18 protein-coding genes and 5 tRNA genes are annotated in these 23,065 nt (G+C 63.2%); 16 read left to right on the forward strand and 7 right to left on the reverse strand.

What is annotated here, in order from left to right:
* Nucleotides 1-271: 271 nt before the first annotated feature.
* Nucleotides 272-1,597, reverse strand: a complete 1,326-nt coding sequence (locus tag BW11_RS03610) for an IS481 family transposase (RefSeq protein ID WP_258184527.1) — start codon at nt 1,595-1,597, stop codon at nt 272-274.
* 656 nt (nt 1,598-2,253) lie between these two features.
* Here BW11_RS03610 and BW11_RS03615 point away from each other — a divergent pair.
* The 7 genes from BW11_RS03615 to BW11_RS03645 all read left to right on the forward strand — a co-directional run bounded on the left by BW11_RS03615 (nt 2,254) and on the right by BW11_RS03645 (nt 9,345).
* Entirely contained in the window at nt 2,254-2,658 is a 405-nt protein-coding gene (locus BW11_RS03615; protein WP_140444706.1) for a hypothetical protein, read from the forward strand.
* Between the two features lie 49 nt (nt 2,659-2,707).
* A complete protein-coding gene (locus tag BW11_RS03620) occupies nt 2,708-3,514 on the forward strand; it encodes an ABC transporter ATP-binding protein (RefSeq protein ID WP_140444707.1) in 807 nt (268 codons plus the stop codon).
* Nucleotides 3,511-4,887, forward strand: coding sequence for a hypothetical protein (locus BW11_RS03625; RefSeq protein WP_140444708.1), 1,377 nt, complete (start codon nt 3,511-3,513; stop codon nt 4,885-4,887). Before BW11_RS03620 ends, BW11_RS03625 begins: the two co-directional genes overlap by 4 nt.
* Nucleotides 4,884-5,519, forward strand: a complete 636-nt coding sequence (locus BW11_RS03630) for a hypothetical protein (RefSeq protein ID WP_140444709.1) — start codon at nt 4,884-4,886, stop codon at nt 5,517-5,519. The genes BW11_RS03625 and BW11_RS03630 overlap by 4 nt, the downstream gene beginning before the upstream one ends.
* Nucleotides 5,516-6,220 carry a DNA-binding response regulator gene (locus BW11_RS03635; RefSeq protein WP_258184528.1) on the forward strand — a complete coding sequence of 235 codons (705 nt, stop codon included), beginning with the start codon at nt 5,516-5,518 and terminating at the stop codon, nt 6,218-6,220. Before BW11_RS03630 ends, BW11_RS03635 begins: the two co-directional genes overlap by 4 nt.
* Before the next feature lie 184 nt (nt 6,221-6,404).
* Entirely contained in the window at nt 6,405-7,580 is a 1,176-nt protein-coding gene (locus tag BW11_RS03640; RefSeq protein WP_140444710.1) for a sensor histidine kinase, read from the forward strand.
* A 73-nt stretch (nt 7,581-7,653) separates the two neighbouring features.
* Nucleotides 7,654-9,345 carry an aminotransferase class I/II-fold pyridoxal phosphate-dependent enzyme gene (locus BW11_RS03645; RefSeq protein ID WP_258184529.1) on the forward strand — a complete coding sequence of 564 codons (1,692 nt, stop codon included), beginning with the start codon at nt 7,654-7,656 and terminating at the stop codon, nt 9,343-9,345.
* On the opposite strand, the gene BW11_RS03650 is transcribed toward BW11_RS03645, so the two are convergent.
* Nucleotides 9,323-10,786 carry an MATE family efflux transporter gene (locus tag BW11_RS03650; RefSeq protein WP_140444711.1) on the reverse strand — a complete coding sequence of 488 codons (1,464 nt, stop codon included), beginning with the start codon at nt 10,784-10,786 and terminating at the stop codon, nt 9,323-9,325. The two genes, BW11_RS03645 and BW11_RS03650, sit on opposite strands and share 23 nt — an antisense overlap.
* A gap of 187 nt (nt 10,787-10,973) precedes the next feature.
* On the opposite strand from BW11_RS03650, the gene BW11_RS03655 reads away from it, so the two are divergent.
* On the forward strand, nt 10,974-11,738 hold the full coding sequence (locus BW11_RS03655; RefSeq protein WP_140444712.1) for a carboxymuconolactone decarboxylase family protein: 765 nt from the start codon (nt 10,974-10,976) through the stop codon (nt 11,736-11,738).
* Between the two features lie 52 nt (nt 11,739-11,790).
* Here the strand turns inward: BW11_RS03655 and brnQ are convergent, their stop codons facing one another.
* From brnQ to tkt, 3 genes are all read right to left on the reverse strand, one after another.
* Nucleotides 11,791-13,164, reverse strand: coding sequence for a branched-chain amino acid transport system II carrier protein (brnQ, locus tag BW11_RS03660; protein WP_140444713.1), 1,374 nt, complete (start codon nt 13,162-13,164; stop codon nt 11,791-11,793).
* A 142-nt stretch (nt 13,165-13,306) separates the two neighbouring features.
* Nucleotides 13,307-14,410 carry a transaldolase gene (gene tal, locus BW11_RS03665; RefSeq protein WP_140444714.1) on the reverse strand — a complete coding sequence of 368 codons (1,104 nt, stop codon included), beginning with the start codon at nt 14,408-14,410 and terminating at the stop codon, nt 13,307-13,309.
* 113 nt (nt 14,411-14,523) lie between these two features.
* Nucleotides 14,524-16,632, reverse strand: a complete 2,109-nt coding sequence (tkt, locus tag BW11_RS03670) for a transketolase (RefSeq protein ID WP_107044942.1) — start codon at nt 16,630-16,632, stop codon at nt 14,524-14,526.
* A 355-nt stretch (nt 16,633-16,987) separates the two neighbouring features.
* On the opposite strand from tkt, the gene hrcA reads away from it, so the two are divergent.
* A complete protein-coding gene (hrcA, locus tag BW11_RS03675) occupies nt 16,988-18,160 on the forward strand; it encodes a heat-inducible transcriptional repressor HrcA (protein WP_140444715.1) in 1,173 nt (390 codons plus the stop codon).
* 60 nt (nt 18,161-18,220) lie between these two features.
* Nucleotides 18,221-19,375, forward strand: a complete 1,155-nt coding sequence (gene dnaJ / locus BW11_RS03680; RefSeq protein ID WP_140444716.1) for a molecular chaperone DnaJ — start codon at nt 18,221-18,223, stop codon at nt 19,373-19,375.
* A gap of 131 nt (nt 19,376-19,506) precedes the next feature.
* Here dnaJ and BW11_RS03685 read toward each other — a convergent pair whose 3' ends face one another.
* A complete protein-coding gene (locus tag BW11_RS03685; protein ID WP_043163741.1) occupies nt 19,507-20,427 on the reverse strand; it encodes an undecaprenyl-diphosphate phosphatase in 921 nt (306 codons plus the stop codon).
* A 222-nt stretch (nt 20,428-20,649) separates the two neighbouring features.
* Here BW11_RS03685 and BW11_RS03690 point away from each other — a divergent pair, with 222 nt between their 5' ends.
* Nucleotides 20,650-21,441 carry a fructosamine kinase family protein gene (locus BW11_RS03690; protein ID WP_140444717.1) on the forward strand — a complete coding sequence of 264 codons (792 nt, stop codon included), beginning with the start codon at nt 20,650-20,652 and terminating at the stop codon, nt 21,439-21,441.
* Nucleotides 21,442-21,467: 26 nt separating this feature from the next.
* Here BW11_RS03690 and BW11_RS03695 read toward each other — a convergent pair whose 3' ends face one another.
* Entirely contained in the window at nt 21,468-22,295 is an 828-nt protein-coding gene (locus tag BW11_RS03695) for a PAC2 family protein (protein ID WP_043163743.1), read from the reverse strand.
* A 187-nt stretch (nt 22,296-22,482) separates the two neighbouring features.
* Between BW11_RS03695 and BW11_RS03700 the strand changes: the two genes are divergently transcribed.
* From BW11_RS03700 to BW11_RS03720, 5 genes are all read left to right on the forward strand, one after another.
* Nucleotides 22,483-22,555: transfer RNA gene (locus BW11_RS03700), tRNA-Gly, on the forward strand.
* Between the two features lie 29 nt (nt 22,556-22,584).
* Nucleotides 22,585-22,655, forward strand: a tRNA-Cys gene (locus BW11_RS03705).
* Nucleotides 22,656-22,697: 42 nt separating this feature from the next.
* Nucleotides 22,698-22,769, forward strand: a tRNA-Val gene (locus BW11_RS03710).
* A 47-nt stretch (nt 22,770-22,816) separates the two neighbouring features.
* Nucleotides 22,817-22,889 (forward strand) — tRNA-Val (locus BW11_RS03715).
* Between the two features lie 33 nt (nt 22,890-22,922).
* Nucleotides 22,923-22,998, forward strand: a tRNA-Gly gene (locus tag BW11_RS03720).
* Nucleotides 22,999-23,065 lie beyond the last annotated feature (67 nt).

The raw sequence follows: 23,065 nt of genomic DNA on the forward strand, positions 1-23,065 counted from the left end.
GCGGATGGTGACTTTGATCCGGTTGTCGGACGCCTCGAGCTTCGCGTTCGAGTGGCCCGGCTTGATCGTCTCGAGGATGTCGGGGGCGGCGTCGTCTGATCTTCTTGGCCAGCTCTGCTTGTCTCGGGGGATTCAGCGCGAAAAATGTGGGGAATCGCGTTGAGTCCTTCGGGTTCGCGGGTGTATTGTCTCGGGGCATGGTTGACGTATGTCTCGGGGCATGGTTGACGTATGTCTCGGGGCATGGTTGACGTATGTCTCGGGGCATGGTTTACGCATGTTCTGGGGCATGGTTGACGTTCGGCAGAGGTCGGCGGCGCTGGTATTCCCGGGTGGTGTCGAGCGTCTGGTCGACGAGGATCTCGCCGGTGTCCGGGTCGATGGCGGTGATCACGCCGTGGACCACCTCCAGTTCCACGATCCTGCCCGCGTTCCCCGTGCCGATGTTGACGGTGCGGCGGCGGCCGGCGGCGCTCAGCGAGACGCAGCCGCGCCCGTCGGCCCTGCGGCGAACGGGCGGGACGGTCACATCGACGGCCGTCGGAGGTTCGCGCTTCGCCCGGAGCCGTTCCTCCTCCTCGTCGCGTCTGGCCTGTTCGCGGGCGGCGATCTCGGGGTCGGGGCCGGCCTTGCCCTTGGCCTCGTACGCCTCTCTGGGCGTATGCCGGTCGAGGGCGCGGTGGGGGCGTTCCTCGTTGTACTCGCGGCGGAACTCGTCCACCAGCTGGCGGTTGAGTTCGTCGAGGTCCCGGGCCAGGGGCCTGGCCGCGAGCCATTGCTTGAGGGTGCGGTGCCAGCGTTCGATCTTGCCCTGGGTCTGGGGATGGTAGGGGCTGCCGTTCTTCTGGCGCACGCCCATCAGCGCGAGCGTGCGCTCGAACGGGCCGGGCTCGGCCGAGTGCAGGCGGGTCGTGTACACGGTGCCGTTGTCGGTGAGCGTGGACGCGGGGATCCCGTACCGGGAGCACGTCTGGCGGAACGACTCCTCGATGGTCTTCATGGTGACCGTCGCGTACGCGCGCGAGTACAGGAGGAACCTCGAGTGGTCGTCGAGCCAGGAGACGACGAGCGCGTCCAGGCCGCCGGCGATCGGCCAGTGGGTGAAGTCCGACTGCCACGTCTCGTTGGGCAGGTCGGCCTCGAACCTCGCGTACGAGGATCTGGGCCGTTTCCTCGGCTCGGGACGCACCAGGCCCGCCTCCCTGAGGATCCGGTGGATCGTGGAGTTCGCCGGGGGCCTGACGCCCTCCCGCTCGAGTCTGGCGGCGATGGACTCCGGCCCCGCGTCCAATCCCCCGGCCGTCAGTTCGCGCCGGAGCGCCACGATCCGCTCCCTGGTCTCCTTCCCGGTCCTGTTCGCGATCCGGCGCGCGCGACGGGAACGCGGCAGGAGACCTTTCTCGCCCTCCCGCTCGTGCCTGCGTCTCAGCTCGCTCGCCCACTGCCTGGTGACGCCGTGACGGCGGGCGGCCTCCGTCACCGGCATGCCGGCGAGGATCGCGTTGACGATGGCCTTGTTGCGCAGGAACTCGCTACGCGCCGCGGGACCATCATCACTGGAATGTACTGGTGTCTGCTGTTGTGATTGTGCATCCATACACCAATCAACCGGCACCAACCCGTCAACCATGCCCCAGGACATGCGTCAACCATGCCCCAGGACACCCCGTCAACCATCCCCCGAGACATACGTCAACCATCCGCTCGAACTAGACACTTCGGGTTCGCGGGACTCAACGCGGGTATGGGCGGTTTTGTCGCTGAGTCCCGCGGCTTGAACATCTGCCCCGCGGCCACCTGTAGGACATGGCATAGAACCATTGGAATTCCGTCGTTTTACGGCGGTATTGAGGGTCCGTTTCCGGTCCGGTGTTGGTGTGGTCGGGTGTTACCGGGGGACTCGGCGTGACAATCGCGAGGAATCGTGTTGAGTCCCCCGGATTTGCGGGATTCAGGGTCGGAATCGGCTTTGGTCGCGCTGAGTTCCCCGCGGGTTGTCGAGACGGACCATGGGAGAGCGCGTAAAACGGCGGAACAATCAGGCTGATCGAAATCAAGTATTGGAATGCCGCCGTTTTAGCAAAAAGGCCCTTTCCCTGAGGTTCATGGTAATGGCTCAATGGCAAACAACCACCCACGAAGACAGCAATAGCGCCACAAATCTGTCCTCATGTCGGGGACAAGACCTTGTCCGGAACTCCTGTCTTGTGGTGCAATACAAGAGCATTGTTCAACACTACGAAGGAGTTGATCATGAATACAATGCGTAAGACGGTTATCGGAATTATCGCTGCTGGTGCCATTTCTTCCGCTGCGATAATTCCTGCTGCCATGGCTTCGACTGTGGAACTTGAAGGTGCAAGCAATACGTGCAGGTTCATTGCCACAAAACCGAAAATTGATTATGGCAATGCGAAAAGGCTCACTGCCACGGTTGGTCGTACTGGATGCGTGAATGAAGTTATCTGGTTCCATGGATCTTTGCGACGTGATATGCCTGGCGCCGATGATCAGATTCTCGCACGAACGGATCCCGGACGCGTCAATGAGTATTCGAAGAATTTGTCTTCGTGGGCCACGGAAGGACACACCTATTTTTCATTTGTCTCCAGTTCCACGGGCGGGAGCAGGATCTCAGCAAAAACCACTTGTGATTGATCCATCTGTAGATGAAAATCGTATTCCAATGATGTGAAGGTGCAAGCCTATGCGACGATTCGATTCGGTGAGGTTCGAGGATGTGAGCTACCGTTACGGGCGCCGTCACACCGCCTTGGATCATGTGTCGTTCCGGCTCGGCACCGGGATGACGGTGCTGCTTGGTCCGAACGGAGCAGGAAAATCGACGCTGATCGGCATCCTGTCGACGTTACTGACGCCCGGTTCGGGAACCGTGTCATACGGCCGGATCGTCAATCCCAAGGCGCGTGCGATGGAGACCGTTCGATCGTCGATCGGCTACCTGCCGCAGAATTTCGAAGCCATTGAATGGTCCTCCGTGCGCCGCAATGTGGAGTATGCTGCATGGGCGCACGGAGTGCCCGGACGATCCTGTGCGCAGGCCGCCGAAACGGCCATGCGTGACATGGGGCTCACCTCGCAGGCGGATACCCGGGCGAGGGAACTGTCCGGCGGCATGCGACAACGGCTTGGCCTCGCCTGCGCGATCGCCCACAGACCATCCCTGCTGATTCTGGACGAGCCGACGGTGGGCATAGATCCCATGCAGCGCGTGCAAGTCCGGGAGATGATACGTCGGTATGCCCGGCGCTCGATGGTGATCATGAGTACACACATGGTCGAGGAGCTGCATGGATCCGCATCCCATGTGCTGGTCCTCAACGAGGGCGGACTGGTCTTTGATGGTGATCTGGCGTCGTTCGCGGCAATAGGGAATACCGGTGCGACGATAGATCGGATCGATAGGGAAGAAGGGTTGCGCGAGTCTGAACTGGAGTTCTCCTACATCGCGCTCATGCGCTCAGCGGCACAGAAGCGGGAGTCGCAACGATGAACAACATCGCGAACCATCGTAATCGTGTGCCCTGGTTCCCATTGTCCACAGGGCCACTGGTCATGATGATGCTCGTGACGACGTGTTCGGCTGCCGTCATGTCGGAGTTCCTCACCGCATGGCCGCCGCCGACATGGGTCGGATGGCAGGCGCATTTCCGCGACGGACAGATCGGAGCCGCGGCCGCAGGATCCTTCACGGGGGCTGTGATCGCGAAATCATTCGACGTACGGTCGGTGATCGCCCCACCCTGCGCATCCCGACCGAAAGCGGAAGCCGTCATTCAGCTGATCGGATGGCCATGTCTGGCCAACGCGTTCGCCTATTGTCTCGGCATGGCGCCGTTGACCGTCATCACCGCAATGCACGCGTCCTACGGAACTCCCGACCTGCTGGCCGTTTCGGGGACTCTGGTCAATGTGGCGGCATGGCCCGCGTTCGGTGCCATGGTCGCGATGATGGTCGTTCACCCGCTCAGTGCGTTGTTCGCGCTCGCGGCCAGTGAGATCGCCATCATGACGCCGATTGTTCTGAGCAATACGATTCCGGGCTTCTCGGCTCTGTCGGTCGCCCCGATCTGGCAGTTAGACTTTCCATTTGTAGGGGAACGGGCCAATCCGTGGGTTGCGATATCGCGCCTTACGCTGTTCCTGGTCGTGTTCTGCTGTCTGATCGTCGTAGTCGTCGTACGTGCGTCGGACGGGCACCGTGAGGGAATGTATCTTCGAGCGTATTCATGGATTGTTTTCCCGGCAGCGTTGTCCGTCATCATCGTGGCGTTCCAGCCGAATATCATCGCGATCGACCATCGGCTATCCGCTGTATGTGCGGCGGAAGGTCGCATCACCGTGTGCGTCGCGGAAAGCTACAGGGATACGCTGCCGATCCACCTCGAGACGGCTCATGATGTGTATGATGCGTTCGGTCCTCCCGGTCCGATCACCATCATCGGTATGGGTTTGGCAGGACGGGATCTGAAGTCGATGCCGGGAATCGAACCGCGGATACTGGATGCCGGCGAGGTGATCCAACCCACCAATGCGATCGTCGAAACCAAACATGCGTTCGAGAGGGATCTGCGCGGCAGCCTTATTGATTACGTTTCCGGTGGCCCCGCCTGCGATGAGGACGGCAGCATGTTCTCCAGACTGTCGGCCTTCGCCTTGGGAGAGCATATCGACGACTATCTTCGCTTGGGGAAGCAACGTTATATGCAGTCTCAAACGCAGGAATCGCGACGATCACGAAATACCGGCTCCGACAGAACGGATCCGTTCGATGCCGATGCCGATACCTTTGATCTTGCGGCATGGTATGACGCCCATCGTTCCGATGTGCTGTCATGCGCATTGAATGAGAAGGATTTCTCATGAGCATGTGGATGGAAGGCAGACATGCGATGGCCGTCTATGCGACGGCGGCATTGGGACTGACGACGGTCTGTCCGTGGATGAATATTGTACTGGTATTGGGACCCTCCAAAGGGGCTGGAAACCATCTCATGATCTCGCTCGCAGACATGATGCTTCTGGTATGTACGCACGTCATGACATGGGCGTTCGTCCCCTGCATGACCCATGTGGATGCGCTTGGCAGAAAATCGATCGCGCTGGATTCCACCATGGCGTCTGTCGCGGTGCTGATCTACGCGATCGCTGTCCCGTGGCTGAGGTTCGTGTACTCGCCTACGGTGGATGTCGCATACACGTCGGTGTTCGGTTCGTTGCTGGTTGGTACGGCGACTGCCATGACGATGCTGATGGTCGCATGCATTGGTGGGAGCGGCGCATTGGTGGGGGTGGTCGTGGTCGTACTGCTGATAGGTGGCGAGAGTTGGCAGATGCGCCTCTTCGGGTTCAGCGTGTTGCCCGGGGACATCAATCAGATGACGAAGCTGCGTACTGTGCTGCTGATCATGCTGGTTGCGGCGGTATGCTGGTCATGGTGGTCATCCCACGCCGGTGCGCGGCCGTTGCTGGGAAGGACCGTATGGGAGCGGCGATGATGAGTGTATTCGACGTCATCCGCATCGGCGTCGTCGACAATGACGAGCTTGCCTTAGGCGCGTTGCGGATGGTGATCGCTTCCTCCGACGCGCGGTTCAGGGTTATCTGGACGTGCTCTCTCGGATCGATTGCCGCACGCCGGTGCCTGTCTGTCGCGACGCGCCCGCAGGTGCTGGTCGTCGATATGGCGATGGAGGAGATGAGCGGCGTGGAACTGTGCGCCAAGATCCGACGTCTCAATGCAGGCATCGGTATCGTCGGCGTCACGTCGTACGCGTTGGGGCCGTATAGGCGTGATCTGGCCGCTGCAGGAGCGCAGGCGCTGGTGTCGAAGACAGATTTCCGCGGGCTTGACGAGGCGATATGTTCGGCTGCCGAAGGTCGGGGAGTCGGTTTCCGATCCTCTTTGAATACCGTGGCGTTCCCCGATGTCGGAGATGCGGAACGTGCGATGAACGAGCACGACGGTTCGATTCACGCATCTCGTGAGGATGGATTGTTCTTCTCCGCAAAACTGTCGGCGAGCGAACTGCGTACTCTGCGTCTCTACGCGTCGGGAGCCTCCACGGCCGACATCGCGGCGTTGATGCGGGTCAAGGAGTCGACGGTGCGCACGTTCGAGAAGCGTGGCATCGCCAAGCTTGGTGCGCGGTCGCGTGCGCATGCGATTGCGCTGTGCCTGACCCGACACCTGTGGTAGGTAGTCGTGTGGTGAGCGAGATATGAGCTGGGAATGGTTCGAAGGACATTGGCGACGATACTCGGTCGTGGCGGTCGGTGTCGTCGTCATGATCTCGTGTATATGTGAACTGATGTGGGATGATGCCGTGTACCCGGCGTCCGCGCCGTTCACCGCAGGTGTGTACGTGGCGTGCGTACTGCTGATGGCCGTGCTGCCGACCGTCGGGGCGTGGGCGACGCTGGTGTTGTCGATCGCCGGCATGCTGTCATCGGGGTTCGTGGATACCATCAACAACGGTCTGACCCTGATTGGCGTGCATACCGTCTCGGTGCCGTGGATGCCGTCGGTGATGCCTCTTGCGGCTGCGTTGGCTCTGCTTATGCTGGGATATGAGGGCGGTCTGCACATGTCTTCGGCAGCAATTGTGGTGTTGATCGCCGCGGGATGGGGCTGGCTCCACGGGATTCGGCCATTTTCGGCATCGATTGTGTCCGTCGTGGTGGCGACGACGATGGTGCTGCTGTTGATCGGGGCCGCGATACGCTGGCGTGGACAGCGCGTTCGTGCGATCACGGAGGAGCGTCGTATCGCCCGCGAGATGACGGCGCGTGATGAACGGCATAGAATGGCGGCCCGTCTGCATGATGACGTGACCAACAAACTGGCGTTTCTCATCACGGATCTTGAACGCATGCGCTCCGATCCCCGTGGGATCACGGACGAGCGGCTTGAACTGTCGCAACGGATGGCGCGCGAGGCGTTGGATCGGGTTCACGAGGTGATCGCGATGATGGAGGGAAACGCCGATGACGGGTCGGAGACGATTCCGGCGGCAGCGCATTCCGTTGCCCGGGACGATGCCCGAGACGCCGTTCTGGACGACATGGGCGGGCGCATCGTGGAACACGAGATCGTGGCTCTGCTCGCCGAACTTGACGATCGACTGCGGATGCTGGGCTTCGAGGGCACCTCCTCGGTAGAATGCCGCTTTGCATGCGCCCTGCACTCCGATGCCGCCGACGTTCTCATGGCGTTGATCCGCGAACTCTACGCGAATATGGCCCGTCATGCGAGACCCGATGGCGGATACGACGTGAACATCGTATTCGACGAGCATCGCGTCATCGTCACGGCCTGCGACGTGGCGAACGCGGAGGACACCCGTGGTGCCGGCACCGGGCTGGAACGGCTGCGACGGGAGCTCGCCCCATGGGGTGGGACCATCGACGTTGTAGCGGACAGTGACGGCGATGCGGATGACCGCAGAGGCGGTGAAGATGACGGGTCGATCCCCGGCGAATGGTCCGTCATCGCGGTGATTCCATACGATTCCCGAAAGTTCAATTCACGATGTGAGATGACGCGGGAATCAAATTGAACTTGTCTTGAACCGGGGCTAGCTTTTGAACCAATGTTCAATATAAATTGAACTTTATGGTTTGGAGGAAGCCATGACCACTACGGTGTTCGCCGACCGTCTGCGCAACGCGATGATCGACAGGGGAATGAAGCAGATCGATCTCGTCCACGCCGCCGAACGCAGCGGCGTCAAGATGGGCAAGAGCCACATCAGCCAGTACGTGGCCGGCAAGACCATGCCCCGCGAGGACGTGCTTGACTTCCTTGCCGGCGAGCTCAAGGTGGATGCGAACTGGCTCAAGGGGGATCTGGGCGGTTCGGCCAATGCCGGCGCGGATCTCGGCCCGGGAATCGCGACGTCGTCCTCGGTGGATGACGGGGACGCCATCGATCCCGAATCCACCGCCGACACCGATCCGATCGTCGAACCGTTCCCCGAACCGACCCATGCCGTGCGTCCGATCGATGATGTCTCCACAGCATCCATATCCACTGAGACGGGATCGACCGGATCCTCCGCGTCTTCGGCCGCATCGCCGTCCTCGCCGAGCTCCTCGACTCCGCGCCGCCGCACGTTCGGCAAGTCGCACAAGCTCGACCACGTGCTCTACGACGTGCGCGGCCCGGTCGTCGACGAGGCGGCCCGCATGGAGGCCGACGGCACCCACATCCTCAAGCTCAACATCGGCAACCCCGCGCCGTTCGGCTTCCGCACCCCGGACGAGGTCGTCTACGACATGGCCCACCAGCTGACCGAGACCGAAGGCTACTCGCCGTCCAAGGGCCTGTTCTCCGCGCGCAAGGCCATCATGCAGTACGCGCAGCTCAAGAATCTGCCGAACGTCACCATCGACGACATCTACACCGGCAACGGCGTGAGCGAGCTCATCAACCTGTGCATGTCCGCGCTGCTCGACGACGGCGACGAGGTGCTCATCCCGAGCCCCGACTACCCGCTGTGGACCGCCTGCGTGAACCTCGCCGGCGGCACCGCCGTCCACTACGTGTGCGACGAATCCTCCGAATGGTATCCCGACATCGATGACATGCGCGCGAAGATCACCGACCGCACCGTCGCCATCGTGCTCATCAATCCGAACAACCCGACCGGCGCGCTCTACCCGAAGGAGGTGCTCGAGCAGATCGTCGAACTCGCGCGCGAGCACCATCTCATGATCTTCTCCGACGAGATCTACGACCGTCTGGTCATGGATGGCTTGAAGCACACGTCCATCGCCTCGCTCGCGCCCGACCTGTTCTGCGTCACGTTCTCCGGCCTGTCCAAGTCGCACATGATCGCCGGCTACCGCGTCGGCTGGATGGTGCTCTCCGGCAACAAGCGCATCGCCCGCGACTACATCGAGGGTATCAACATGCTCGCGAACATGCGCATCTGCTCGAACGTGCCCGCACAGTCGATCGTGCAGACCGCGCTCGGCGGCCACCAGAGCGTCAACGACTACATCGTGCCCGGCGGCCGTCTCTACGAGCAGCGCGAGTACATCTACAACGCGATCAACGCGATTCCCGGCCTGACCGCCGTCAAGCCGAAGGCCGCGTTCTACATCTTCCCGAAAATCGACGTGAAGCGGTTCCACATCCACGACGACGAGCAGTTCGCGCTCGACCTGCTGCATGACCAGCGCATCCTCATCACGCGCGGCGGCGGCTTCAACTGGGGCGAGCCGGACCACTTCCGCATCGTCTACCTGCCGCGCATCGAGGTACTGAAGGATGCAACCGCCAAGATCGCCGACTTCTTCAGCTACTACTGGCAGAGCTGATCCCACGCGACCCGCGCAGCTCCGGCAGCATCACTACGAACAGCACCACCGCCAGGATCGCCGTCACGAGATCGGCCAACGCCTGCGCGGCGATCACGCCGTTATAGCCCGCCACACGAGAGCCGATGAACAGCGTCACGGCAAGGATCACGCCCTGACGTCCGATCGACAGCAGGAACGCACCCAATGCCTTGCCGGTCGACTGGAACGTGCACGTCGTGACCATGACGATCGCCACGCACACGAGGCTCAGCAGCTGCACGCGCAGGATGCCCGCACCAAGCGTGATGATCGTCTCGTCGGCGATGAAGAATCGCATGAGCTGACGGTCGAAGAGGCTTAAGACCACCGTCATCACCAGCGCGAACGAGCATAGGAACGCGTATGCGAACCGCATGATGCCGGCGAGCCTGACCATGTTCCGTGCTCCGTAGTTGTAACCGATGAGCGGCTGTGCGCCGAATGCGAAGCCGACGAACACGAGCACCGCGATCATCACGACCTTGAGCGCGATGCCCATCGCCGCCACCGCGTCGGTGCCATAGGGCAGCAGGAACAGGTTCATCATCACGATGCCGACGCTCTGCGTGAGGTTCGTGATGGCCGAGGGAATGCCGATGACGAGGATGTCGCGGATCTCGGCGCCGGTGATGTCGAGGCGGCCGCGCGTCGGCCTCGTATGCGCCGTTGATGCATCCGCTGTCATGGCATCCGCTGTCATGGCCTCCGTCGTCGTGCGCGGCGCATCTCCCTTGCGGAACATAAGCCGCGGATCGATCGACAGGTTCGGGCTGCGCTTCAACAGGAACCACACGAAGTACGCGTCGGTGAGGATGTTCGCGATCACCGTGGCCCCCGCGGAGCCGGCCGCACCCCAGCCGAAGACGTGGATGAACAGGGGATTGAGCACCACGTTGATCGCGGTGCCGGCGATCGAGCCGATCATCGACTGCACCGCATGGCCTTCGGTGCGCAGCATGTTCGTCGGCGTCATCGACACGATGATGAACGGCGAGCCGATGATGATCAGCGTGTAGAACTCGCTTGCCGGCACCCACGTGTCGCTGGTCGCGCCGAGGACGGTCAGCATCTGATCGCGGAAGACGAGGCCCAGCACCACGATGAGGATGCCGGTCATGATCGCCGCGTAGAAGCAGAACACGCTCAGCCGCTTGCCGTCGGCGAAGCGATGCTGGCCGAACAGACGGGAGATGACCGAACTGCCGCCGAGGCCGAAGATGTCGCCCAACGCGATCATCACCGTGAACACCGGGGCGGTCAGCGAGACGCCCGCAACCATGTTCGTGTCACCGGTGTGCGCGATGAAGTAAGTGTCAACCATGTTATACACGAGCGTGACCAGCATGCTCAGCACCACCGGCATCGCCAGACTGAAATACGCCTTCGGAATCGGCGCCCTCTCGAACAGTTCGCTGTCCATGACCACTTGGCTCCTTCCCATGTCCGTTCGTTCTCTTCCGCACGCCCGTCGCGAGTGGCGCGGGCCGTGGGCATTGTATCCGCAACAGTGCGGACAACGACACGCTGGACTACCGTTGACCTCCAGCGCTTGAAGTCCATAGGGTGGGAATCATTCGTCCACGCATGTCAAGGGAAAGGAACCATCGATGTTCGGAACCAGGAAAGGCGGTCTGTTCGCCGACAACAAGCCCACGCTCGGCCAATGCGACCCGGAGTTCATCGACCTGTTCACCCGATTCGCCTACGACGAGGTCATCCACGAGCCGGGTGCCAACCACCCCGATCTCGATGACGCCACCCGCTCGATGGCGATCCTCGCCACGCTCATCGGCTGTCAGGGCGCGGATGCATTCGCCACGATGCTGCCGGTCGCGCTCGACGGGGGAGTGACACCGGTCCAGGTCAAGGAGATCGTCTATCAGGCCGTCGCCTACCTCGGATTCGGCCGTGTCCTGCCGTTCCTCAACATCGTCAATGAAGTGTTGACCGACCGCGGCGTCACCCTGCCGCTCGAAGGACAGTCCACCACGACGCCCGAGACGCGCGCCGAGGCGGGCGAGCGCTCTCAGATCGAGATCTTCGGCGAGGGGATGCGCGGCTTCGCCACGTCCGGACCGGAGGAGACCCGACACATCAACAAATGGCTGGCGGACAACTGCTTCGGCGACTACTACACGCGCGACGGCCTCGACACGAGCCACCGCGAGATGATCACGCTGTGCTTCCTCGCCGCGCAGGGTGGCTGCGAACCGCAGCTCGTCGCCCATGCGAAGGCCAATCTGCGCGTCGGCAACGAGAAGGCGTTCCTCATCGCCGTCGTCTCCCAGACGATGCCCTACATCGGCTATCCGCGCACCCTGAACGCGATCCGCTGCATCAACGAGGCCGCCGCCTCAGCCTCCGCTGATTGATCATTGATTGCTGTCCCGGCTCCCCCTGGATCGGCTCGGACATTACCGGACACTAATGGCGTTGTTTCCGCGCCAGCGAGTCAACGACGCCGCAAACGATGCCCAGCACGGCCGGCAGCACCCATCCGAGCTGGGCATCATGCAACGGCAGCAGCGCCAGCGTCGCATCCAGCCAGGGGAGCGAGCCGCCGAACACCGCGACCAGCGAGGAGACGCATCCGGCGAACGCGACGAGACCGACCAGCAGCACTGTCCAGAAGTACACGCGAGGCAGTCGCGCGCCCAGCACACGATGGGTGAGCGACAGCAGCACCAGCACGATCGAGATCGGGTACAGCGCGGAGAGCACCGGCACGGACACCTTGATGATGAGGCTCAACCCCGCGTTCGACACGACGAAGCTGAACACGGTGAACAGCAGCTGCCATGCGCGGTAGCTCACCGTGCGTCCGCCGACGGTGGGGAATTTCGTGCGGAAGTACGTCGCGCACGTGCAGATAAGTCCGGTGCACACGTTGAGGCAGGCGATGACGAACACGACGCCCAGGAACGCGGTGCCGGCGGTGCCGAACACCGAGGACGTGAGATTGGTGAGCACCGTGGCGCCCGTGTCGGTCGACGGGTCGATCGCGGCGATCGCTCCGGAGACCACGCCCACGTAGCTCAACGCGCCGTAGATGAGGATGAGCAGCACGCCGGTGCCGACGCCCGCGTACGCGGTCTCGACCTGCACCTGCCGTTCGTCGTCGACCCGCTGGGCGCGGATGTTGGCCGAGATCACGATGCCGAAGTACAGCGCGGCCAGCAGATCCATCGTCTGATAGCCGTCGAGGAATCCACGCGCCATCTGCCCGGACGCATAGTCGCCGATCGGCGCCACGTTCCGGTCGATGCCATGCACGAGACAGGCGACGAACAGCACGGCGATGAGCGTCAACAGCAGTGGTCCCATGAACCGTCCCAGCACCTTGGAGAGCTTCTCCGGGTGCTGCGCGAAGATGAACGACAATGCGAAGAACACCAGCGAATAGACGAGCTGTGCGATCCATCGCGAGTCGGATGCGACATACGGCGCGACCATCATCTCGAACGACGTGGTCGCCGTGCGCGGGATCGCGAAGCACGGTCCGATCGTCAGGATGATCGCGATTCCCAGGAGCAGCGCGAATCTGGGGGAGACCCGTCCGGCCAGCGCGTCGAATCCGCCCGCGAACGTGACGGCCAGCACTCCGAGAATCGGCAGGCCGACGGCCGAGACGATGAATCCGATGGCCGCGGGCAGGGCGGCGGATCCCGCCTGCGCACCCACGAACGGCGGGAAGATGAGGTTGCCCGCTCCGAAGAACATCGAGAAGAACGTGAAGGTCATCACCAGCCGTTGGCGTGCGTCCAGACGGCTACTCAGCTGATGTTCGTTCGATTGCATGGTGGGTATCCTCTTCTCGCGTGTTTGTGATTCGTGCGCACTCCACCATACGCATTGAGGCTCCCGACCGTAAAGATCGGGAGCCTCAATGGTTCAGCTATTCAGCCGGTATGTGGACGCGCGATACGCGACTGAGAGGATCTCAGGCGTTGACGCGGTCGATGCCGGACTGGACGTCGGCCAGGACGGAGTCCCAGGACTTGATGAAGGCGGCGACACCGTCGGCCTCCAGCTTGTCGGTGACGTCCTTGAGGTTGATGCCCAGCTCAGCCAGCTTGTTGATGATGGCGTGGGACTCCTCGAAGGTGCCCTCGATGGACGGAGCGCCGTTGCCGTGGTCGGCCAGAGCGTTCAGGGTCTTCTCCGGCATCGTGTTGACGATGTGCGGGGCGACCAGCTCGTCGACGTACTTGCAGTCGGAGTAGGCGGCGTTCTTGGTGCCGGTGGAGGCCCACAGCGGACGCTGGACCTTGGCGCCCTTGGCGGCCAGCTCGGCCCAGCGCGGATCCTCGGCGAACTTCTTCTCGAACAGCTCGTAGGCGAGGCGAGCGTTGGCGACGGCGGCCTTGCCCTCGAGGGCCTTGGCCTCGTCGGAGCCGTTGGCTTCGAGCAGCTTGTCGACCGCGGTGTCCACGCGGGAGACGAAGAAGGAGGCGACGGAGCCGATGTGCTTGAGGTCGTGGCCGTTGGCGTCAGCCTGTGCGATGCCCTCGATGAAGGCGTCGATGACCTGCTCGTAGCGCTCGAGCGAGAAGATCAGGGTGACGTTGACGGAGATGCCCTTGGCCAGGGTGGCGGTGATGGCCGGCAGGCCCTCGAGGGTCGCCGGGATCTTGATCATCGCGTTCGGACGGTTGACCTTCTCCCACAGCTCAACGGCCTGCTTGGCGGTGTTCTCGGTGTCGTGGGCCAGACGCGGGTCGACCTCGATGGAGACACGGCCGTCGACGAAGTCGGTCTTCTCGGCGATCTCGCGGAAGATGTCGGTGGCGTTGCGCACATCGGTGGTGGTGAGCTCACGCACGGCGGTCTCGACGTCGACCTTGCCCAGCTCCTTGAGCTGCGCGTCGTACGGACCGACCTGGCTCAGGGCCTTCTGGAAGATGGACGGGTTGGTGGTGACGCCGACCACGTTCTTGTTGGCGATGAGGTCCTGCAGGGAGCCGGACTCGATGCGGGAGCGGGACAGATCGTCCAGCCAGATGGAAACGCCGTTGTCGGACGTGCGCTGAGTTGCTTCAGTCATTTATTTTCTCCTTGATACCTTATTGGATCAAACTTCGAAATCTATTGTTGGTGGGCGGATCGGTGGCCTTCGGCACGGCCGCTATGGCGTGCCGAAGGCCACCGATCGATGGATCACTTGGCGGCTTCGACTTCCGCGATGGAGGCCTTGGCGGCCTCGACCACGTGCTCGGCGGTGATGCCGAGGTCGATCATGTTCTGCGCGCCGTTGCCCTGCAGGCCGAACTGCTCGATGGAGACGGGCTTGCCGTAGGAGCCGAGGTACTTGTACCACGGCATCGCCACGCCGGCCTCGACGGAGACACGGGCCTTGACGGCGGCCGGAAGCACGGCCTCCTTGTACTCGGCGTCCTGCTCCTCGAACCACTCCATGGACGGCACGGAGACGACGCGGGCCTTGATGCCCTCGTCGGCCAGGGTCTTGGCGGCGGCCACGGCCCACTGGACCTCGGAACCGGAAGCCAGAAGGATGACGTCCGGGGTGCCCTCGGTGTCGACCAGGACGTAGGCGCCCTTGCGGACACCGTCCTTGGCCTTGGCGGCGGTCTCGGCGAGCACCGGCACGCCCTGACGGGTCAGCACCATGGCGCCCGGCAGCGTGTTCTTCTTCTCGAAGAAGTAGCGGTAGGCCTCGGCGGTCTCGAAGGCGTCCGCCGGGCGGATGACCTCGAGCTGCGGGATGGCGCGGAAGGAGGCCAGGTGCTCGATCGGCTGGTGGGTCGGGCCATCCTCGCCGACGGCGACGGAGTCGTGGGACCAGATGTACAGGTTCGGGATCTCCATGAGGGCGGCCAGACGGACGGCGGAGCGCTCGTAGTCGGAGAACATGAAGAAGGTGCCGCCGAACGGACGGGTGTGGGAGCCCAGCAGGATGCCGTTGGTGATGCAGCCCATGGTGAACTCGCGCACGCCGAAGTGCAGCTGGCGACCGAACTCGTTGCAGTTCGGCCACTGAGCGGTGGCGCACTCGGCCGGGGCGAAGGTGGCGGCGCCCTTGAGGTCGGTCTTGTTGGAGCCGCCGAGGTCGGCGGAGCCACCCCACAGTTCCGGCATGACGGCCGCGATGGCGTTGAGAACGGAGCCGGAGGCGCCACGGGTGGCGACGCCCTTGCCGACCTCGAAGGTGGCCTCGAGATCATCGATGGCCTTGTCGAAGCCCTCCGGCAGTTCGCCGGCCTTCAGACGGTCGTACAGGGCGGCCTTGTCCGGGTTGGCCTTGCGCCAGGCGTCGAACTTCTCGTCCCATTCCTTGTGGGCTTCGAGGCCGCGCTCGGCGACCTTGCGGGCGTGGGCGAGGGCCTCCTCGTCGACGTGGAAGGACTCCTCCGGATCGTAGCCGAGGAGCTTCTTGAGGCCGGCGACGGCCTCGGCGCCCAGCTTGGAGCCGTGGGAGGACGGATCGTTGGTCTTGCCCGGGGTCGGCCAGGCGATCAGGGAGTGGACCTTGATGAGCTTCGGCTGGTCCGGAGCGGCGGCCTCGGCCTTGGCGATGACGTCGGCCAGACCCTCGATGTCCTCCTTGTAGGAGCCATCGGGCTGGATGAAGCTGAACTCGTCGGTGTACCAGCCGTAGGCCTGGAAGCGCTTGAGCACGTCCTCGGCCAGCACCAGGTTGGTGTCGCCCTCGATCTGGATGCGGTTGGCATCGAAGATCACGGTCAGGTTGCCGAGCTTCTGGTTGGCGGCCAGCGAGGCGGCCTCGCCGGAGATGCCCTCCTCGATGTCGCCCTCACCGCAGATTGCCCAGATCTTGTGGTAGAAGGGGGACTCTTCCTTCGGGGTGTTCGGGTCGAGCAGGCCGCGCTGGAAGCGCTCGCCGTAGGCGAAGCCGATGGCGGAGGCGAAGCCCTGGCCCAGCGGGCCGGTGGTCATCTCGATGCCCGGGGTCAGGCCGTACTCCGGGTGGCCCGGGGTGCGGGTGTCGGCACCGCCGCGGAAGTGCTTGAGGTCGTCCAGGGTCACGCCGTAGCCGGAGAAGTACAGCTGAACGTACTGAGTGAGGGATGCGTGACCGCCCGAAAGGATGAAGCGATCGCGGCCTTCCCAGTTGGGATCGTTCGGATCATGCTTGATGAAGTGCTGGTACAGAGTGTAGGCGACGGGCGCCAGGGAGATGGGGGAACCGGGGTGGCCGGAACCGGCCTTCTCAACCGCGTCGGCCGACAGGACCTTCGCCATCTTGATGGCGCGTTCGTCCAGTTCGGTCTCCTTGAATTCGGTCATGGATTACTTTCCTTCCAATTGGTCGGGCCGCGTATCCGGCTTGTGCCGAGCGCAAGACGCCCTCACATTGCGATGCCTATGTTACCGTCATTTCACGACGTAGTGGTGTGATTTTGGCGTGTTTTGGTAGCTTCTGTTCCGTTAGCGTTCACAGAATGTGCCACTTCGCTGCCGACGAACGCGTTAGCACTCGACATATGGGAGTGCTAATACAATGAATATGTGCAAATAGGCCATTTTCGGCGGCGTGTCGACGCCGAAGGCCGCATTGCATGAAGCGAGATGAATTGTTGATGAACGTTTGTCCGGCGGGCGCGGACCGCTGCCCATCGGGCCGTATCTGAAGGAGGTGCGCATGCCTCAATCGAGGCGCATGCTGGTCCTGCGCGCCGTCGTCGAGGACTACATCCGTTCGCAGGAGCCGGTCGGATCGGGGGCGCTGACCAAACAGCACGATCTCGGGGTGAGCTCGGCCACCGTGCGCAACGACATGGCCGCGCTCGAGGACGAGGGCTATCTGATCCAGCCACACACCTCGGCCGGCCGCGTCCCCACGGAGAAGGGATACCGATACTTCGTGGACCGACTCGCCACCGTCGTGCCCCTGTCGAAGGCGCAGCGGCGGGGCATCGACAGCTTCCTGTCCGGATCGGCAAGCCTGCAGGACACCCTGCAGCGGGCCGCACGACTGCTCTCCCAGATCACCGGGCAGGTGGCCGTCGTCGCATCGCCGTCGCTCGCCCGCGCCACGCTGCGCCACGTCGAGCTGGTGCCCGTGGCCATGAGCACGCTCCTCGCCGTAGTCATCACCGACACCGGACGCGTCGCCCAGCACACGCTTGCCGTCACGACCATGCCCCCGACCGGCGCCCTCAACGACCTCACCGACGCGATCAACGCCGGATGCTCCGGTGCGTCGCTGCTCGCCGCCGCCCAGATGGTGCGCGCTCTCGCTAGGGACGCGCGCTTCCGCGACCTCGCCCCGCTGGCCGAGGAACTGGCCGAAGCGTTCACTTCGATGTCCGACGATGAACGCGCCAGCGAACTGTACATGTCCGGCGCATCCAGACTCGCGCACCAGCGCACGATGGCCGATCTCGCACCGCTCTTCGACGCATTGGAGGAACAGGTCGTCCTCATGAAGCTCATGAGCGCGCTGAGCGAGCAGAGCGCGCGCGCCGACGGAGCCGACGGCGTCGGCGTCGCCATCGGATCCGAGACCCACACCCCGGGACTGCTGCACGCCGCGGTCGTCTCCGGCGGATACGGCCACGCCGAATCGGAGTCGTCCGCACTCGAGCCGGTACGCAACGAATCCGGCGAACCGGTCGCGTTCGTCGGCTCGATCGGTCCAACCCACATGGACTACGCCGCCACCATCGCCGCCGTGCGTGCGGTGGCCCGATACCTCACCGCCTTCCTCGGCGGTGACGAGCCCGCCGACGGATCCACAGACAACCCATCCCGATCCGCACCATCCGCATCATCCGGACGGTCGGACAGAGCAGACGGCGAACCGGCCGCCTGACCGAGCCTTGTGACACAATAACCCGCTAGCAACCAACCAGAATAAAGGACCAAACGAACCGTGGCAGATTACTACGAGGTGCTGGGAGTCGAACGCACCGCGAGCGAAGAGGAAATCAAGAAGGCCTATCGCAAGATGAGCCGCAAATACCATCCAGACATCGCCGGACCCGAGTTCGAGGACAAGTTCAAGGAGGTCAACAACGCCTACGAAGTGCTGCGCGACCCCGACAAGCGGCGCATGTACGATTCCGGCGTCGACCCGAACGATCCCAACGCCGCGGCATCCGGCTTCGGACAGGCCGGCTTCGGAGACATGGGCGACGTGTTCAGCACGTTCTTCGGCGGCGCGTTCGCAGGCGGCGCACAGGGGCCGACGCCGCGCACCCAACCCGGACGCGACGCGCTCGCCAGCATGTCCATCGATCTGAAGACCGCGGTGTTCGGCGGCACCGAACAGGTGCGCATCACCACGTTCGGTCTGTGCCCCGACTGTTCCGGCACCGGATCGGCCGACGGCTCCAAGCCCACGACGTGCCCCGACTGCCACGGCAGCGGCTTCAGGCAGAAGGTCGTGCGCACGATGCTTGGCCAGATGATGACCTCCGCGCCGTGCGAGCGCTGCGAAGGCCACGGGGACATCATCTCCAAGCCGTGCCCCTCGTGCATGGGCCACGGTCGTGTGCGCGTCACGCGCAACGTAGGCGTCAAGGTGCCCGCCGGCATCCGCGACGAATCCCGCATCCGTCTGGCCAATCAGGGCGAGGTCGGCGAGGGCGGCGGCGCGGCCGGCGACCTCTACGTCGACATCCGCATCAAGGCGAACAAGGAGTTCACCCGCGACGGCGACGACCTGCACTGCTGGGTGCGCGTGCCGATGAGCTGGGCCGTGCTCGGCCATGATCTCGAGATCGAGACCTTCGACGGGCCACAGACCGTCTCCGTGCCCGCCGGATGCCAGCCCGAGGACACCGTCACCCTGAAGGGGCTGGGCGTGGCCCGCATGCGCGAGCAGGGCGAGCGTGGCGATCTCGTCGCCCATATCGCCGTGGAGATCCCCACCAAGCTTTCCGACGAGGAACGCGACCTGATCGAACGCTTCGCCTCCTCACACGACAACGGTGCCACCCATGTGGCGCAGAGCTCGCGTCCCGCCACAGGCGGCGCCTCCGGCAAGAAGGGCTTCTTCTCGAAATTGAAGGACGCACTGAGCTGAAGCGATTCGGATGATTCCGGACGATAACGAGTGAGGGCCGCATCCCCGCGCGCATTGCGCAACGGGATGCGGCCCTCACTATAGGCTCATCGGGAGCTGGTTCACGCCGGTCATGTCCGGCGTGAACGTCGTCATCCGGCAACGGACGGATCGATCGCCGGCAGCACGCCGGTCAGCAGCAGAATCGCCACCACGACGGCCAGACCGATGCGGTAGATCGCGAACGCCCTGTAGGAGAACGTCGAGACGAACTTCAGGAAGCCGATGATCACGATGTAGCCGACGAAGAACGCCACGATCGTCGCGGCGATCGTCGGACCCCAGCCCGGCCAGGCCGCGCCACCGATCGCCGCGCACGCGTCGGCGGCCTTGGTTGCGGCGCACTCGTTCACGTCCTTGATCGCGGAGACGGACTCGAGGATGCCCGCGCCGAACACGGCCGGAATGGCCATCAGGAAGCTCACACGCACGGCCGCCTCGCGGGTGTAGCCCATCGCACGGCCGAAGGTGATGGTGCCGCCGGAGCGGGAGACGCCGGGGATCAGGGCGAGCATCTGGCCCACGCCGAAGATGATGGCGTCCTTGACGGTCATCTGGCTCATCGACTTGACCTGCTTGGCGCGCGAATCGAAGATCCACAGCAGCACGCCGAACACGGCGAGCACGGTCACCGTGATCCACAGGTTGCGCAGCGTGGTCTCGATGACGTCCTTGAACAGCAGGCCCGCGATCAGGATCGGCATGGTGCCGATGATGATGAACCAGCCCATCTGCGTATCCGGGTTCTTGGCGCCCAGACGCGATTTGAGATCCGTGCCCTCCTTGCCGAACAGCGAACCGAACCATGCGCCGAGAATGCGGATGATGTCACGGCGGTAGTACAGAATCACGGCCAGCTCGGTGCCGATCTGGATGATGGCGGTGAATGCGGCGCCCGGATCGGAGCCGATCATCAGATCTCCGATGATGCGGATGTGCGCGCTGGAGGAGACCGGCAGATATTCGGTCAACGCCTGGACGAGACCGAGGAAAATCGCCTGAAAGAAATTCATATCCCTTTACTTACCTTCTATGATCTTCGGGCAAATCGTCAATTGCGTTGTCCACTGTACTCATTGGGGGCTAAGACCACGCTCACGACGGGGGTATATGTGGATATCTTGCACAAAGCACACATTGGAGCCGACTATCGTGGAATGCGGAACGCGGCATGGTCGTCGTCACGCACTGCGCGGCCATGGAGAAGCGTAACAGCAGCATTGAAAGGAGCCGTCATGGACACGTATCGCAAAAGCAGGGCCTTCAGTCCGAAGGGATTCTTCGAATGCGAGGGCAGGGGACTGCAGTGGCTCGGCGAGGCGATGGAGCAGGGCGGCCCCCGGGTCGTCAAGGTGATCGGCTGGGGTGACGACCATCTCGACATCGAACGCGTGCATTCGGCGATGCCGACCGTCAAGGCCGCGCACGACTTCGGCGCGGCGCTGGCTCGGATGCATGACGCCGGCGCACCACACTTCGGTTCGGCTCCGGCCGGATACGAAGGCACCTGCTATTTCGGACCGCTGCAGGACCCGGTGCCGATGGACACCGGCACGTGGGACGACCCCGCCACCTACTTCGCCGAGGGGCGGCTTCTGCCGATGGTCGAGCTCGGCATGCGCCGTGGCGAACTCGACAGGCATGACATGGAACTGACCGAACGCGTCATCGATGCGCTGCCCGATCTGCTGGGGCGCGCCGCGAACGACAAGCCGGCGCGTGTGCACGGCGACCTGTGGAGCGGCAACGTGATGTGGGCCGCGGATCGTGGATACAGCGAGGCGGTGCTCATCGACCCGGCGGCACACGGCGGGCACCGCGAGGAGGATCTCGCCATGCTGGGTCTGTTCGGCATGACCTATCTGCGTGACATCCTCGACGGCTACCAGTCCGTGCATCCGCTCAAGGCCGGATGGGAGGAGCGCATGACGCTGTGGCGTCTGTATCCGATCGCCGGGCACTGCGTGTTCTTCGGCGGAGGATACGTGAGCGAATATCGCTCGATGTGCCGTTCGCTGCTCGGATGATCAGAACCTCTGATCAGAGGTTCTGATCAGAGGTTCTTGAGGAAGTCCTCGGCTTCCTTGACCAGTTGTTCGGCCTGGGCGGGGTTGGCGGCGGCGGTCCGGCGGGCCTCCTCGGCGGCGTCCCAGTCCCGCTCGAGGTGATGCACGTACTCGGCGAGCTGGTCGCTGCAGTGCAGCAGCATCGACGCCTTGGCCTCCCAGACGCGGGTCTCGGCCTCCAGATCGCCGGGATCGAACGTAAGGCCCAACTCGTCGCCCAGGCGATCGAGCAGCGCCAGCGTGGCCTTCGGGCAATCGTCGTTGCCGGTGTACTGGGGGATGGACGCCCACAGGGACGTGGTGTCGAACGACTGCTCGCGGGCCATGTCGTCGAGCACCGTGGGGATGCCGACCGGACCCGTATAGCCCTCCGAGGGGTTCTCGACCTCGAGATCGTGGGAGACGTCCACCGGCACCGGACGCGTATGCGGGCAGTTGGCGAACATCGAGCCGAGCGTCACGATATGGTCTACGTCGAGCTCGTCGGCGATATGCAGGCTCTGACGGCAGTATTCGCGCCACCGGTAGTTGGGCTCGGGCGCGATCTGCGCGAAGATGCGGCGCGTGGGGGAGAGGGTGATCTCGTAGAACGTGGTCTGCGGCCATATGATGCGCGGTGAGCCGAGTGCCCGGCAGAGCATCGGGCGCGACACCTGATAGTCGTAGTAGCCGTCGCAGCTGATGTGCCTGATCTCGCGGGCGTCGTACCGGTCCACCAGATGACGGACCGCGTTCGTGGCGGCCTGGCATGCGTCATTCCAACCTTCGAATGCCGCGATCAGCACATTCGGATGTTCGTCTCGTTCTTCGCTCATATCTCCTACAGTAACCGGCGAATATGTCGGAAAGGGTGGTTTCATGCGGTTTTCGCCGTGGGCGTTCCCGCATGCTCCCGACCTGTTCTCCTGCCGATCAGGAGCGCGACACGCCGTGCTTGCAAAACAGAAGGATGTCGTTATAGTAGTTACTCGTGCTTCGGCGGGAACAACCGCTGGAAATCACGCGGACATAGCTTAGTTGGTAAAGCGCAACCTTGCCAAGGTTGAGACCGCGGGTTCGAGTCCCGTTGTCCGCTCTAAGGTCCGAAGAGTTGACGAACCTTACGGTGGGTTAGCCAAGCGGTTAGGCAGCGGCCTGCAAAGCCGTATAGACGAGTTCGACTCTCGTACCCACCTCTCGGACGGCTGATGCGCATCAGCCGAATGACATGCAGGCCCGGGCGGTTGGCGCAGTGGTAGCGCACTTCCCTGACACGGAAGGGGTCACAAGTTCGAATCTTGTATCGCCCACGAAATCGGAGCAATCCGGTGGATATAACTGAATACCGAATTTTTTCGGGCGATTGGCGCAGCGGCTAGCGCACTTCGTTCACACCGAAGGGGTCGTAGGTTCGATTCCTACATCGCCCACTGGAATCCCGCTTCTCACGGCGGGAATCCTATGCGGACATAGCTTAGTTGGTAAAGCGCAACCTTGCCAAGGTTGAGACCGCGGGTTCGAGTCCCGTTGTCCGCTCCATCATTACCCCGCTTTGAGCGGGTTTTTCTGTTTGCGCAGAGTTCTGTTTGTGAAGATTTTCGCAGGT

Origin of the sequence: Bifidobacterium sp. UTCIF-38 (assembly GCF_006454495.1) — a bacterium.
GTDB lineage: Bacteria > Actinomycetota > Actinomycetes > Actinomycetales > Bifidobacteriaceae > Bifidobacterium > Bifidobacterium callitrichos.

Bases quoted from the DNA above. Each gene is read 5' to 3' on its own strand.
- BW11_RS03610 (WP_258184527.1), bottom strand. From the start codon at position 1,597: ATGGATGCACAATCACAACAGCAGACACCAGTACATTCCAGTGATGAT.
- BW11_RS03640 (WP_140444710.1), top strand. From the start codon at position 6,405: ATGGCCGTGCTGCCGACCGTCGGGGCGTGGGCGACGCTGGTGTTGTCG.
- hrcA (WP_140444715.1), top strand. From the start codon at position 16,988: ATGCCTCAATCGAGGCGCATGCTGGTCCTGCGCGCCGTCGTCGAGGAC.
- BW11_RS03685 (WP_043163741.1), bottom strand. From the start codon at position 20,427: ATGAATTTCTTTCAGGCGATTTTCCTCGGTCTCGTCCAGGCGTTGACC.
- BW11_RS03615 (WP_140444706.1), top strand. From the start codon at position 2,254: ATGAATACAATGCGTAAGACGGTTATCGGAATTATCGCTGCTGGTGCC.
- BW11_RS03655 (WP_140444712.1), top strand. From the start codon at position 10,974: ATGTTCGGAACCAGGAAAGGCGGTCTGTTCGCCGACAACAAGCCCACG.
- tal (WP_140444714.1), bottom strand. From the start codon at position 14,410: ATGACTGAAGCAACTCAGCGCACGTCCGACAACGGCGTTTCCATCTGG.
- tkt (WP_107044942.1), bottom strand. From the start codon at position 16,632: ATGACCGAATTCAAGGAGACCGAACTGGACGAACGCGCCATCAAGATG.
- BW11_RS03635 (WP_258184528.1), top strand. From the start codon at position 5,516: ATGATGAGTGTATTCGACGTCATCCGCATCGGCGTCGTCGACAATGAC.
- BW11_RS03695 (WP_043163743.1), bottom strand. From the start codon at position 22,295: ATGAGCGAAGAACGAGACGAACATCCGAATGTGCTGATCGCGGCATTC.
- BW11_RS03650 (WP_140444711.1), bottom strand. From the start codon at position 10,786: ATGGACAGCGAACTGTTCGAGAGGGCGCCGATTCCGAAGGCGTATTTC.
- brnQ (WP_140444713.1), bottom strand. From the start codon at position 13,164: ATGCAATCGAACGAACATCAGCTGAGTAGCCGTCTGGACGCACGCCAA.
- BW11_RS03645 (WP_258184529.1), top strand. From the start codon at position 7,654: ATGACCACTACGGTGTTCGCCGACCGTCTGCGCAACGCGATGATCGAC.
- BW11_RS03690 (WP_140444717.1), top strand. From the start codon at position 20,650: ATGGACACGTATCGCAAAAGCAGGGCCTTCAGTCCGAAGGGATTCTTC.
- BW11_RS03625 (WP_140444708.1), top strand. From the start codon at position 3,511: ATGAACAACATCGCGAACCATCGTAATCGTGTGCCCTGGTTCCCATTG.
- BW11_RS03620 (WP_140444707.1), top strand. From the start codon at position 2,708: ATGCGACGATTCGATTCGGTGAGGTTCGAGGATGTGAGCTACCGTTAC.
- BW11_RS03630 (WP_140444709.1), top strand. From the start codon at position 4,884: ATGAGCATGTGGATGGAAGGCAGACATGCGATGGCCGTCTATGCGACG.